A 13,249-nucleotide genomic window follows, 5' to 3' on the forward strand; every position below is an offset into this window, starting at 1 on the left:
GGCACGGGACGGGCCGCCGACCGACCGTCGGGGAGCCCGGACGGCCTGCTCCTTCACCCTAGCAACGCGGTGGTCGAGGGGGAAGGTGCGCGCCCCGTCGACGCCCAGGGTTCATCAGCTGTGGATGAGGCCGGGCGCCGCGCGAGCCGACGGGCGCGCCGCACGCGCCGCCGGGCGTGCCCGTCAGATCATGACGTGCGCGTCGTTGCGGCCGAACCATGCGACGTCGGCGCTCGCCAGGAGCTCCCGATCGCCGACGGACCAGGCGTGCCCGCCGGCCTCGCCATGGCGCATCTGGGTGAAGTTGAAACGGTCGGCGGAATAGATGCGGCCGCCGCCCGCGACGACGGACTCGAGGAAGCCCGTGTCCTCGCCGCGGGAGACGTCGGCGAAGGGGTGCGCCGCGAAGACCTCGCGGGCGGCCGTGAGCGTCGGCCCCATGACGCGGTCGGTGAAGCGATGCTCCATCCACGGGAAGCGCAGCAGCGTCGCCTCGGCGCCGGCCAGATGCATGTAGTGCGCATGCTTGCCGACGACGTCGGCGCCGGAGAACTCGCGCGCCCGCAGCAGATCGTGCAGGTACAGCTCGCCGTACAGGTCGTCGTCGTCCATCTTCGAGCAGACCTCGCCGTCGGCCCGCTCGCGCGCCGCGTTCAGGCACGCCCCCAGCGTCCAGTCCGACGGCGCCGCCATCACCACCACGTTCGCGATCCCCAGCGCCCGGGCTTTTTCGCCGATCCGCTCGTCGGCCTCGAACCCGTGCGTGACCAGCAGCAGCTGCCGCTCGACGCCCTTCTGCCGACCCACCTGCTCGACCAGATGGTCGAGCTGGCCGGGACGGTTCGTCGCCGCGAGCACGCTCACCGTCGGCAGGCCCGCACCGCCCACCAGGCCCCGTCGGCCCGCGACCTCCGCGGCGTGCTCGCCGAGGCCGACGGCGTCCAGCACCTGCCGCGCCCGATGCGTGTACGTGTGCTCATGCCAGATCCGCCGCTGCGCGCGGTGCACCGTGCGATCGCGCAGCTCGGGGGAGCGCACCAGCGCCCGCACCAGATGTGCGGCGTCCTCGCGGGAGGTCGCCACCGGCACCTCGTCGTCGGAGAAGAAGTCGCCGATCGCCGGCGACGGCGCCGAGACCACCGGCGTGCCCGACGCCGAGATCTCGAAGATCCGCCTCGCGCACATCGACGGGCTCGTGACCACCGAGTTCACGTTGAGGAACACCTTGTACGCCTTGTACGCGGTGAGCATGCGGTCGTACGAGAGCGAGCCGACGACCCGGTCCGCGAGACGGCCGGGGAACTGGTAGCGCTCGTCGTCGCCGAGGAAGCGGGAGAAGATCTCCAGGCCCGTGCCGCCCGCCTTCTCCATCGCCGGCGTCGCATCCATCGCCCCGCCCAGCAGCATGTCCATCTGCTCGCGACGCTCGGGGAACTTGTGCGCGAAGTACATCCCCGCGAAGGCCACGTCCCGCTCCTGATGCCCGTGCCGCGGACGGATCGGATTGTGCACCGCCGACTGCGCCGCGAACGGCAGCACCGCGACCCGGTCGTGCCCCAGCTCCTCCCGGTACCGGTCCAGCAGCGTCACGTCGGTGGTGAAGACCTGGTCGAACAGTCGCGCCGTCGGCAGGAAATCCTCGAAGTGCGGCGGATCCTCCTTGTTCCAGAAGACCGTCGGGATCCCCTGCTCCCGGCAGTGCGCGACCAGCTCCCGCAGCGGCTCCGTCGGCGCCTTCGAGCCCGTCAGCTGGTACTGCCACGCATCCTTGTTGCCGTGCCAGGCGGACTCCACCAGCAGCAGATCCACCGGCGCCTCCGCCAGCTGCTCCCGCCACCCCGACGGCGTCACCGCCACCGTCTCCATCTCGTACGACCAGGCCAGCATCGAGAAGTCGTCGAGGATCACCGCGGCCCGCAGCCCCGGCAGATGCGGCAGCGCCGGGGCTGCTCCTGCGCCTGCGGCTGTCGTCGTGCCTGCGGCAGGGGTCGTGCCCGCGGTACGGGGCGCGGTGCTCGGCAGCTTCGCCGGCGGGAAGGACAGCCGGCCGTCCGCGTCCCGGCTTCCGAGGCCGTCGCCCACGCCGTACCCGTCCAGCTTCTGCCGGCGACGCCACGTGCGCAGCTGGGAGACCCCGCCCTTGCGCAGATGCCACAGCGCCGTGCGCAGCTCCTTGACGACCGAGGTCCGCGAGGACTGCGCGGGCTTCGGCGAGGCCGACGGGGAGGGCGACGAGGGCATGGGGACCTCCGGGGAGCGGGTCAGGGGGACCCGGCCATCCTAGTTGCGCAGGCGCACGCTCTTGCGCGGGCGCATATCCCCTGGTCAGCGGCCGTGGGCGCGGGAGGGGATCTGGGTGGCGAGCTTGCCGCCGGAGACGTCGATGAGGGTGCCGGTGATGTAGGCGGCGGCGTCGGAGGCGAGGAAGATCAGGAGGTCGGCGACGTCGTCGGGCGTCTCCCAGCGGCGCAGCGAGAGCGTGTCCAGGAGGCGGTCCTGGTCGTCCTGCGGCATGTCGGCGAAGCCGTTCATGGCGGTGGGGACCATGCCGGGGGCGTAGGCGTTGACGGTCACGTTCCAGGGGCCGAGCTCGGAGGCGAGCACGCGGGTGAGCTGCACGACGCCGGACTTCGAGGCCGCATAGGCGGCGCTGCCGACGCTCGGGACGATCGCCGCGAACGAGGCGGCGTTGAGGATCCGGCCGCGGCCGGCCGCCTTCATGATCGGGGCGACGGCGCGGCTGAGGAGGAACACCCCGCCGACGTTCACGTCGAAGCAGGCCCGCCACCGCTCCCAGTCGAGCTCCTCGACCTGCCCGACGACGTTGATGCCGGCGTTGTTGATCAGGACGTCGATCGTCCCGTGACGGCGCACGACCTCGTCGACCGCGGCGCGCACCGCCTCGGGATCGGTGACCGAGCAGACCAGCTCGTCGATCGGATGCGCGGGGGCGGCGTCGGCCGGGCCCGCCGCGCGGTCGTCGCTCGGCGCTGCGGGGGAGGCGTCGGCCGACGCTGCGGCGTCGACCGGTGCGCGGTCGGGGAAGGCGAGGTCGAGGGCGACGACGCGCGCTCCCTCGGCCTGGAAGCGGCGGGCGATGACCGCGCCGATGCCCTGTCCGGCGCCCGTGACCAGGACGACCTTCTCCCTCAGATCCAGCTCCATCGCGTTCTCTCCTCGTCCGCGGGATCGCCGTCGACCACCGTCCTCAAAAAGCATACTATTGGGCTCATGGACGATGTCGACCATCCCCGGGCCCCGCGCCCGCCCGCCGCAGCAAGCACCGCCGCCGCTGCCGCTCCTGCCACCGCCGCCACCCCTGCCACCGCCGTCGCCGCCGCAGCGGCCGCCACCCCTGCCACCGCCGCCGTATCCGGGCCCGCCTCGGCGCCCCTCCCTGCGCCTGCCCCCGTCCCCGTGACGGAGCCGTCGGATCCAGCGCCCGCCCGCGCGCGGACGCTCTGGGTCACCGGCGGCGGCAGCGGCATGGGCCGGGCGAGCGCGCTCGCGGCGGCGCGGGCCGGCTGGACCGTCGTCGTCAGCGGGCGGCGCAGGGCCGCGCTCGAGGAGGTCGTCGCCGCGATCGAGGCCGACGGCGGACGCGCCCTGGCGATCCCCCTGGACGCGCGCGACCGGACGGCCGTCGCGGACGCCGTCGCGCAGATCGTCGAGCGATGCGGCGGACTCGACGCCGCGGTGCTCTCCGCGGGGCTGAACGCGCCCCGTCGGCGCTGGGACGACCAGGACCTCGACGAGGTCGAGGCCATCATCGCCACCAACCTCACGGCGATCGCCGTCGCCGTGGACGCGGCGCTCCCGCACCTGCGCCGCCGCGGCGGGGTCGTCGTCGCGATCTCCTCCTATGCGGGCTGGTCGTTCCAGCCGGGCGCCGGGGTCGCCTACTCGGCGAGCAAGACCGCCGTCGGCTCGCTCCTGCGCACCCTCAACCAGCAGGAGGCGGGCCACGGCGTGCGGGCCTGCCACCTGTGCCCGGGGGACGTCGCCACCGACTTCCTCGACCAGCGGCCCGAGGTGCCGGACGCCGAGGCCCGCGCGGTCATGCTCGATCCGGCCGACGTCGGCCGCGCGGTCGCGTTCGTGCTCGACTCCCCGCCGCACGTGCGCATCGACGAGCTCGTCATCTCGCCCGTCGCGCAGGCATGAGCGCCGACGAGCAGGCCGCCGACGAGCGCGCCGCCGTCGGACGCGCCGCCGACGAGCGCGCCGCCGTCGGGCCGGCGTCGGCCGGGCGGGCGGGCGCCGGAGCGACGGCGTTCGCGCGCGCCCTCGAGCAGCTCGGCCAGGCGATCGTCGACGGCGACCTGCCGGCCGGGCACATCGACACCGTCGAGGGGTTCGTCGAGCGGACGGGCGCCTCGCGCAGCGTGGTGCGCGAGGTGACGCGGGTGCTGGGGATGCTGGGGATGCTGCGGGCGGGGCGGCGCGTCGGCCTGCGGATCCTGCCGCGCGAGGACTGGGAGGTGCTGGATCCGCACCTGATCCGCTGGCGCATGGCCGGTCCCGCCGCGGATGCCGCGGCCGCGGGGGACGAGCTGCGGGCGCTCCGTCACGCCGTGGAGCCGGCGGCGGCCGCCGCCGCGGCACGGGCGGTCCGCGAGGGGCGGACGCCCGCGGAGGAGTTCGCCGCGCTGGAGTCCGCCGCGCGCGCCCTCGCCGCCCTGCCGCCCGGGACCGAGGCCGAGACCTTCCTCGACGTCGACCGCGCCCTGCACGCGGCGATCCTCGGCCTCTCCGGGAACGCCCTGTTCGCGCGCCTCGGCGCCGTGATCGACGAGGGCCTGCGCTCCCGCGCCCTCCGCGAGCGCGCCGACCTCCCGCCCGACCCGCACGACCTCGCCCTGCACCGGCAGACCGTCGACGCGATCCTGGCGGGCGAGGAGACGGCGGCGTCGGCCGCGATGCGGGAGATCGTGGAGCGGACGGAGGAGCCCTGACGGGGCGTCCATCAGCCGCCGCACCGCTCCCTTGCCGCGCCACCCCGTGCCGACCTGCACCGATGCGGAGCTAGGAAGGATCACCGCCGCCGACGGGACTACTGTGGCCCAGCCCGTCGGAAGGAACCCCCGGTGTCCCGTCTCTCCCCGCTCCGCGCTGCCGCGCGCACCGCCGCCCGCGACGCCCTCTACAGCCGGCCCAGTCGCGCGCTCGCCCGGGCCGTCGAGAGCGGGGGAGCGCTCGCGGGAGCGCGCCGCGCGATCGAGGAGCGCGGCCACGGCGACCTGCTCCGGCGCGTCGCCTCGCCGGCGCTGCCGCGCGGCCAGCACTATCTGCGGCTGACGATCACGGGCTGGCGCAAGCTCATCGGCCGGGACTTCCGCCTGCTGCAGAACGGGGAGGTCGTCTACGGCAACCGGATCGCCGCGCCGCCCGAGGGGACGCCGCTGGAGTACCGGAACATCATCGTCGGCTCCGACGACCCCGCCGACTTCACCCTGGACATCCGTGCGAAGCACAAGCTCGCCATCGGACCCGGGGCGTTCACGACGCCCGAGCAGGACTCCTACGACCGTCGCTACCACGTGGAACGGCACGGCGACCTGCACTATGCGGTGCGCGGGAACACGCGGGATCCGTCCCGCCTGATCGTCACCTTCCCGGGCTTCCCGCCGAGGAACGGGCGCGTCTCCTATGCGGTCAGCTACCTCAAGGCGCTCACCGACGCCCAGCTCGCCGACACGATGATGATCTGCTTCCAGGACCGCTACGGCGTCGCCGGCACCTACATGCTCGCCGACAACGCCGGTCGGCCCCTGCACGACCGGATCGCCGCGGCGATCTCCGCCGTCCGACGCCGCCACGGGATCGCCGAGGAGGACGTGCTCCTGTTCGGCTCTTCCAAGGGCGCCTCGATCGCGGCCCGCACCGCCCGGGACCTCCCCGGCGCCCGGCAGGTGCTGGTGGTGCCGCAGATGAGCCTGCCGTACTACGCGGCCAAGCCCGTCCTGCGCCACGGCCTCTACCGCGACCGGCACCTGTGGGAGGCCGAGCAGCCGGGGGAGCTGCTGCCCCGCGCCCTCGCCGAGGGCCGACGCATCGACTGGTTCTACACCGACAGCGACCAGGACTCGAACTGCTCGCTGATCGAGTTCGCCCGCGACGCCCCCGGTCTGACCAAGCATCGCGTCGACGGCAATCACGCCGCGGTCGCCAAGAAGTCCCTGCCCACCGTCCTGTCGATCCTGCGCGCCTTCGCCGCGGGGGAGGACGCGCCGACGGCGGCCGACGTGCCAGCGGCCGACGTGGCCGACGCGGCGGTCGCGGTGCCGCGGGCAGGTGCGGCGGCCGCGACCGGCCGGGCCGAGGAGCGGGCTCCGCGGACGCTGACGTGCGCCGACCTGAGGGCGAGCGTCGGCGCCGACGGCGTCTCGTTCACCGTGGAGCTCGCGGCCCCCGACCTGCCGGGCGGCCTGCCCGCGACCGCGAACGTCTACCTCGAGGGCGACCTCGGCGGCACCCGCTTCCGCCAGCTCCTCACGCGCGAGCCCGATCCGCTCGCGGCCGACGATCCGCCGTCGGCCGACGATGCCGTGTCGCGCTGGTCGACCGGGCCGGCGCAGCGGCTGGATCCTGCGCTGCATCCGGCGGCGGCCCTCACCCGGATCGTCGCCTTCGACGGCGAGGCCCGGATGCTCGCCGGAGCGCTGCCGGAGTGTCGCCTCGTCGAGGACGCGAGCGCCGCCGAGAGCCCCCAGACATCGGAGGTCCTGCCGTCTCCGTCGGCGCCTCCCGCGCCCGCGACGCTGGTCTGCGATGCGGCGGAGCCGACGCCCTACGCGCTGCTCGGCGCGGCGAACCGGCCGTGGACCGAGGTGCTCTACGCCTCGGAGGAGGTCGCCCCGGAGGGGGATCGGGGTCGTCCATCAGACCGTCGATCCGACGCCGCGGACCCTCGCATCGACACCGCCGATACCCGGGTCGATGTGGCGGTCGTGCCCCGCGCGGAGGGCCTCCGCGCGGACCTCCTCGCCGCCGGATCCGCGCTCCTCGCGGGCGAGGAGCGGGATTCTGCGCCGGTCGCGCGGTTCGTCATCGCCGCTCGAGGGCCCTGGCGGGACCTCCCGCTCATGGTCCGACGCGCCGCGATCGCCGCTCGCGCCGACCGGATCCGGATCCTGATCGCCGACGACGCGGTCGGATCGTCCCAGGTCGAAGCGCTCTCACAGATCTACGGCGTCGAGGTCGAGGTCCTGGACCGGAGGTCCGCGAGGTCCTGACGCGGGCTCGGCGCGCGCGATCTGTCCATACGCGCCAAATGTGTGCGACCCCACAAAAAGGGCTTGAGTCGCCAGAACCCCCGCCGATGTCATACGCGTTCACAATGCCCGAAGTGTCCGTTGACCTGGGTCTTCTCACGCGTTCAGCGGCGGAGTCGGCTCGCGTGCGGCGGCGTGCCCGATCTGTTGGCTTTCTGTGGGGAGCACGCCGGACGGTGGATTGTCATGAGACGGCAAAATTCTGGGCTAGTCTCCGTCCGACGAGTGTTACGGCAGGTCAAGTGCGGATTCCGCAGCGGATTCCGTGCTAGGCGCGAGCGTGCCCGGTGGTGGGTGGCACGCATCGTCATGCCCGGGGACTCTCGTCATCCCTCCCCCATAACGAAGGGCATTCAGTGAGCAACAAGGAGCAGGCGCTGTGCGGGCGCCGCATCTGGAGGAACGGACTGTCGGGGCTGGGCGCTGTCGCCCTCGCCTCCGGCGTGATCGTCGCGGGAAGCGCCAGCGCTGAAGCCGGCCAGGAGACGTTCAATCCGTTCGACACGAACCACGGCTACAGCGTCGTCACGAGCGGCGAGCTCGATCTGAGCGGCTGGACGTCGACGAGCACGCGCGGCACCTCGCGCACCAACGGTCCGACGTCTTCGGAGTCCGCGGGCACCGAGGACGGCGCCGACGCGACCGGTCTGCAGAACGCCGAGATCATCTACAGCGACCTCGATGCACAGGTCGACGAGACCACCGCGCAGCTCCAGGCGCTGTACGCCGACTCGGACCTGTGCAACCGCGTGAAGGTCAAGGACTCCGGCGACACCAAGGTCCTCTCCGGCTTCGCGACGGACCGCCCCAACGTCATCGAGTACGAGGACATCGTCGGTGCGGAGCTCGACTTCTCGCAGGCCGGCGGCTACGTCCCCTCCTCCGAGGCGCCCCTGATCATCCACGTGTCCGAGGACATCGAGGTCGTCGAGGAGATCGACCTGGACGCCCTCGCCTCCTCCTCGGAGAAGAGCAGCTCGACGCGCAGCGGCAAGCACGGCACGTCCAGCAAGCGCAGCGGCTCCACCGACGGTGACAGCTACTCCGGCTACGTCCTGTTCGACCTCTCCGAGGTCTCGGGCTCCGTCGACTTCGACTGCCCCGTCAAGGGCTCCGTGTGGGCTCCCGACGCGGACGTCACCTACTCGGGCAGCGGCGAGAGCTCCGGCCAGACCTACTCCTCCTCGTTCACGAGCGAGAAGGGCTCCGGCAAGCTCAAGCACCGCGACTTCGAGGGCAAGCTGCCCTGCTCGACCGACACCGGCTCGAAGGGCGGCAAGGACGGCAAGCACTCGCGCGACGAGGTCGAGGAGGAGACCCCGGAGACCGAGACCGAGATCGAGACCCCGGTCGAGGAGGCTCCCGCGGAGGAGACCCCCGCGGAGGAGATTCCGGCAGAGGAGACTCCGGCCGAGGACACCGTCGTGACCCCGCCGACGGGCTTCGATCGCGACTTCTGCGATCACCTCGAGGACTTCTTCGGCGAGGACGAGCCGGAGACCCCGGTGGCGGAGGATGAGACCCCGGCCGAGGAGACCCCGGCTGAGGAGACTCCTGCCGAGGAGGCTCCGGTGACCGAGGACGAGACCCCGGTGACGGAGGATGAGACCCCGGCGGAGGAGACCCCGGCCGACGAGACTCCGGCGGAGGAGACTCCGGCGGAGGAGACTCCGGCGGAGGAGACTCCGGCGGAGGAGACTCCGGCGGAGGAGACCCCGGCTGAGGAGACTCCCGCCGAGGAGACCCCGGTGACCGAGGACGAGACCCCGGTGACCGACGAGCAGGACCGCACCGAGGAGACCCCGGTGGCGGATACGGAGCAGGAGTCCGGCGAGGAGGCTGGAGACGGTGACGAGGGAGAGCAGCCGAGCGACGAGGCCCCGACCGAGGGGACCGAGGTCGACGAGCCCGAGGTCGACGGGACCGAAGAGACGGTGACGCCGGAGACCGAGGGCGGCACCTCGGTCGAGGTCACCGGCGAGGGCGCGGTCGTCGAGCTCACCGTCGGCGACGAGCAGCCTGCCGCGTCGGAGTCCACGACGCCTGCACCCACCACCCACTCCACCGGCAGCGAGGCGCCGGCCGAGTCCTCCGAGGCCACCTCGGCGGACTCCGGCGAGGAGCTCGCGAAGACCGGTACGAACGTTGCGGTGCCGCTGAGCATCGCAGCGGGTCTGCTCCTCGTCGGAGGAGCGGTCCTCATGGTCGTGCGGAGCCGCCGAGTCTGAGCGGCACGCATCGTGATCGACCTCGGCGGACGGTCGATCATCACCGGGAGAGCCCGGCTGCACCGATGCAGCCGGGCTCTCCTTCGTCCGCCCGTCGGCCCTGCGTCCGCCCGTCGGCCCTGCGTCCGCCCGTCGGCCCTGCGTCCGCCCGCTGGCTCCGCGGCTCGCGTCGGGGATCCGCCGCTACATCCACTTCTTCCAGCGGAAGACGCCGTAGAGCGCTGCGCCGAGCCCGACCATGGCGCCGACGGCCAGCGGATACCCGTAGGTCCAGTGCAGCTCCGGCATCGCATCGAAGTTCATGCCGTAGATCGCGCCGATGAGCGTGGGGGCGAAGAGGATCGCCGCCCAGCCGGAGATCTTCTTCATGTCGTCGTTCTGCCGCTGCGCCACGAGCGTCGCGTTGACCTGCAGGATCTGGGAGAGCGCGTCGCGCAGCTCCTTCGCATCGCCGATGACCTGGCTGAGGTGGTCGGCGACGTCGAGGAGGTAGGCCTGCATCTGCTCGTCGATGCCGTACTTCTCGGCGCCCCGCTCGAGCCCCAGCAGCACCCGCGAGAGGGCGGTCGACGCATGCAGCAGGTCGATCACCTCCTGGCTCAGGTGGTAGATGCGCTCGGTCGCGGCGGCGTCCCCGCTGAACACCTGGCGCTCGATCTGCTCGCGGTCGACATGGAGCCCGTCGAGAACCGGCAGATAGCCGTCGACGATCGTGTCGAGCAGCTGGTAGAGCATCGCCTCGGGGCCCAGCCGCAGCAGCTCCGGGCTGCGCAGGAGCGGCGTGCTCGCATCGATGACCGAGGCCTCCGCCGCCGCTCCCGACGGCTCACCTGCCGCCGCGCCCGACGAGCGGTGGCCCCGCGGCAGGACTGCACCGTCGGGCAGACGGCCGTCCTGGCAGATCACCGCGAGGGCATCGGGGCGCATCAGCAGATGGAACTCGCTGAACTCGACCTCCTCCTTCGCGTCGAGATAGCGGGCCGAGCGGGCCACGACGAAGAGCGTGTCGTCATAGCGCTCCAGCTTGGGGCGCTGGGAGGCCTCCTGCAGGTCCTCGACGAGCAGCGGGTGCAGGGCCCACGACGTGGCCAGGGCCGCGATCGTCTCGGGATGCGGCTCCGGGACGATGGTCAGCGCCATCCGGTCGGGAGCCTCCGCGCAGAACGCGAGCGTGGCGTCGAAGGGCTCGTCGTGCAGCGGTTCGCCGGGCACGCCGTCGACGATCCTGCGGGTGAGCACCGGTGCCGAGGCGTGCGCCGGGACGGGCGCAGGGCGTCGGACGGAGAGGGGGCTCAGAGGAGCGGGCAGCCCGCTCTGCCGGAAGTGTGCCATCGCCGTCCGTCCTCCACCGTGCTCGAAGTCGCTGCTCGATGCCGCTGCTCGACGCCATTGCTCGACGCAGAGCGTCCTGACCTTATCCGGCGGAGCATCCGCGCGGCGCTCGGGAACCGGTCCGTCCCGATGTGACGTCCTGCCCAGACAGCACTGCGATCGATGCCGACGGGCGGGGGCGCGGGTAATCTTGCGGCGTCCGCACCCTGGAGGCCGGACCTCGGGTGGACCCCTGCACTGCGGTCGCCGCACGTCCGGAGCCCCTCGAGCCGCAGACCAGAAGGATGTTCGTGAGCGCTTCGGGAAGCAGCGATGATCGGCTGCGCGTCGCCGTGTACGGCAGCTGCGTCGCCCGTGACGCCGTCGACCTGGCCGGCCGGGACCGCCTCGTGGTCACCGACTACATCGCCCGCCAGTCGCTGATCTCCGCCGACACCGACGCCTCCGAGCGGTTCCCCGCGGGCGCCCAGATCGCCCACCGCTTCCAGCAGCGGATGATGGAGTCCGACTTCGCCGGGGACCTCACCGAGCGCCTCTCCGCCGTCGCCTACCGCACCGACCTGCTGCTGTGGGACCTCACCGATGAGCGCCACGGCGTGCACGTCTTCGACGACGGCACCGTCGTCACCCGCAGCATCGACCTGCTCGCCGTGCCCGAGGCCGTCGAGGTCGTCGACGGCGCCCGGCACATCGCCTTCGGGTCCGACGAGCACTTCGCGCTGTGGGCCCCGCGCGCGACCGCCCTGCGCGACGAGCTCGTGGAGCTCGGCCTGTTCGCCTCGACCGTCGTGCTGCAGGTGCCGTGGGCCCTGGTCACGTCCGACGGGCGGGAGACCCCCGTCAGCATGGGCACCACCGCCGTGCAGGCCAACGAGGCGTACCGCCGCTACTTCGAGCTGCTGCGCGAGCTCGGCTTCCGGCTCCTCGAGCTGCAGCCCCTCGGGGTCCTCGCCGACCCCGAGCATCGCTGGGGCCTCGCGCCCTTCCACTACACGCAGGACGTGTACGACGAGATCATCCGCCGGGTCCTCGAGGAGATCGAGAAGGCCTGACGCCCCGCGGCGCTCGCGGACGCGGACGATCCGCCCGCAGGCCAGCTCCCCCGCAGGTCAGTCCTGAGGGCCCTTCCCGCGGCGCCGTGTGACCATGACGAGGCCGACCCCGGCCCCGATGAGCACCACGGCCGCGATCGCGCCGACGGCGATCTCCGCGCCCGTCGCCGCGAGGGCATCGTCGGACGCGCCATCCGCCGGCTCCCCGACGTTCGAGAGCCTCTGGCCGGTGATCGCGGCGAGCAGGCTGCCGGCCGTGCGCACGGAATCGCTCGTCGAACTGCTCACGGCCGAACCGTCGCTGGACGAGCTGCCGCCGGACGAGCTGCCGCCGGACGAGGCACCGTCGGTCGAGCTGCCGCCGGTGGGGCTGTCGGACGTCGCCGCGCCGTCGGCAGGCTCCGTCGACGGGGTGCCCGCCGCGCCGGTGGGATCATCCGACCCGGCGGGCGCTGTGGACGCGCCGTCCGTCGGCGTCGTCGGGGCGGCGGTCGAGGGCGTGCCGGTCGAGGGGGAGCCGGTGGGCTCCGTCGTCGGTGCGGTCGACGGGTCCGTGGTCGGCGCGATGGTCGGGCTCTGCGTCGGATCCTCGGTCGGAGCCGTCGTCGGATCCTCGGTGGGCGTCGTCGTCGGATCGTCTGTCGGCGTCGCCGACGGCTCCGTCGTCGGGCTCTCCGTGGGATCCTCGGTCGGCTCCTCCGTCGGCGCGGTGGAGGGATCCTCCGTCGGCGTCGTGGTGGGCGACTCCGACGGCGACTCCGTGGGCGATTCCGTCGGATCCTCGGTGGGCGACTCGGTCGGGTCCTCGGTCGGCTGCTCCGTCGGCTCCTCGGTGGGCGATTCCGTCGGATCCTCCGTCGGATCCTCGGTCGGCTCCTCCGTGGGCTGCTCGGCGGGGGCGGTGACGACGAGGTCGGTGCTGGCGCCGTTCACCGATGCGCCGCCGATGGTGGCCGTGACCGTATGGGAGCCCTCGGACAGGCCGGAGGCGGTGTAGACGAGGCTGAAGCCGCCGTCGGGGCTGGTCTGGGCCTGGCCGACCGGGGCGCCGTCGACGAGGACGGTCACCTGGGCGCGCTCGTCGGTCCCGAAGCAGCTGCCCGAGATCCGCGTCGTCTCCCCGGGCGCGATCGTCGCGGGGGAGGCGGACAGGCGCGGGGCCACGCAGACGTCGTCGGCCGCGATCGCGGCGGGCAGCAGCGGATCCGTCGCGCTGTTCAGCGCGAGGGCCGGCAGGCCCACGGCGGCGGTCGCGAGCAGCGCGCCCGCGCCGAGGCGCGCGAGGATCGAGCGGCGCGGATGGTCCACGGATACTCCTCGGGTCGACGATGCTCCGCCATACTCTATGTACCGGCGGTCGACG

9 protein-coding genes are annotated in these 13,249 nt (G+C 73.1%); 5 read left to right on the forward strand and 4 right to left on the reverse strand.

Features of this window, described 5'->3' with window-relative positions; genetic code table 11:
* Window positions 1–183: 183 nt before the first annotated feature.
* Both ACXET9_RS09435 and ACXET9_RS09440 read right to left on the reverse strand, forming a co-directional pair.
* A complete protein-coding gene (locus tag ACXET9_RS09435) occupies window positions 184–2,241 on the reverse strand; it encodes a glycosyltransferase family protein (protein ID WP_457886324.1) in 2,058 nt (685 codons plus the stop codon).
* Window positions 2,242–2,325: 84 nt separating this feature from the next.
* A complete protein-coding gene (locus ACXET9_RS09440) occupies window positions 2,326–3,165 on the reverse strand; it encodes an SDR family NAD(P)-dependent oxidoreductase (RefSeq protein ID WP_457886325.1) in 840 nt (279 codons plus the stop codon).
* A gap of 66 nt (window positions 3,166–3,231) precedes the next feature.
* On the opposite strand from ACXET9_RS09440, the gene ACXET9_RS09445 reads away from it, so the two are divergent.
* The 4 genes from ACXET9_RS09445 (at window position 3,232) to ACXET9_RS09460 (ending at window position 9,502) form a co-directional block, all read left to right on the forward strand.
* Entirely contained in the window at window positions 3,232–4,164 is a 933-nt protein-coding gene (locus ACXET9_RS09445; protein ID WP_457886326.1) for an SDR family oxidoreductase, read from the forward strand.
* Entirely contained in the window at window positions 4,161–4,955 is a 795-nt protein-coding gene (locus tag ACXET9_RS09450; RefSeq protein ID WP_457886327.1) for a FadR/GntR family transcriptional regulator, read from the forward strand. The genes ACXET9_RS09445 and ACXET9_RS09450 overlap by 4 nt, the downstream gene beginning before the upstream one ends.
* Window positions 4,956–5,087: 132 nt before the next feature.
* Window positions 5,088–7,235 (forward strand): hypothetical protein, encoded by a 2,148-nt coding sequence (locus tag ACXET9_RS09455; RefSeq protein WP_457886328.1) that lies wholly within the window; start codon window positions 5,088–5,090, stop codon window positions 7,233–7,235.
* 395 nt (window positions 7,236–7,630) lie between these two features.
* Window positions 7,631–9,502: a collagen-binding domain-containing protein gene (locus ACXET9_RS09460; RefSeq protein ID WP_457886329.1), complete on the forward strand. Its 1,872-nt coding sequence runs from the start codon at window positions 7,631–7,633 to the stop codon at window positions 9,500–9,502.
* A 183-nt stretch (window positions 9,503–9,685) separates the two neighbouring features.
* Here the strand turns inward: ACXET9_RS09460 and ACXET9_RS09465 are convergent, their stop codons facing one another.
* The gene (locus ACXET9_RS09465; RefSeq protein ID WP_457886330.1) at window positions 9,686–10,834 is read right to left on the reverse strand and encodes a magnesium and cobalt transport protein CorA; all 1,149 of its coding nucleotides are present in this window, start codon (window positions 10,832–10,834) and stop codon (window positions 9,686–9,688) included.
* Window positions 10,835–11,124: 290 nt separating this feature from the next.
* Here ACXET9_RS09465 and ACXET9_RS09470 point away from each other — a divergent pair, with 290 nt between their 5' ends.
* Window positions 11,125–11,886 carry a DUF6270 domain-containing protein gene (locus ACXET9_RS09470; RefSeq protein WP_457886331.1) on the forward strand — a complete coding sequence of 254 codons (762 nt, stop codon included), beginning with the start codon at window positions 11,125–11,127 and terminating at the stop codon, window positions 11,884–11,886.
* Between the two features lie 57 nt (window positions 11,887–11,943).
* Here ACXET9_RS09470 and ACXET9_RS09475 read toward each other — a convergent pair whose 3' ends face one another.
* Entirely contained in the window at window positions 11,944–13,194 is a 1,251-nt protein-coding gene (locus ACXET9_RS09475; protein WP_457886332.1) for a hypothetical protein, read from the reverse strand.
* Window positions 13,195–13,249 lie beyond the last annotated feature (55 nt).

The organism is Brachybacterium netajii (SeqCode) (assembly GCF_054114245.1).

Bases quoted from the DNA above. Each gene is read 5' to 3' on its own strand.
- ACXET9_RS09440 (WP_457886325.1), bottom strand. From the start codon at position 3,165: ATGGAGCTGGATCTGAGGGAGAAGGTCGTCCTGGTCACGGGCGCCGGA.
- ACXET9_RS09450 (WP_457886327.1), top strand. From the start codon at position 4,161: ATGAGCGCCGACGAGCAGGCCGCCGACGAGCGCGCCGCCGTCGGACGC.
- ACXET9_RS09435 (WP_457886324.1), bottom strand. From the start codon at position 2,241: ATGCCCTCGTCGCCCTCCCCGTCGGCCTCGCCGAAGCCCGCGCAGTCC.
- ACXET9_RS09465 (WP_457886330.1), bottom strand. From the start codon at position 10,834: ATGGCACACTTCCGGCAGAGCGGGCTGCCCGCTCCTCTGAGCCCCCTC.
- ACXET9_RS09445 (WP_457886326.1), top strand. From the start codon at position 3,232: ATGGACGATGTCGACCATCCCCGGGCCCCGCGCCCGCCCGCCGCAGCA.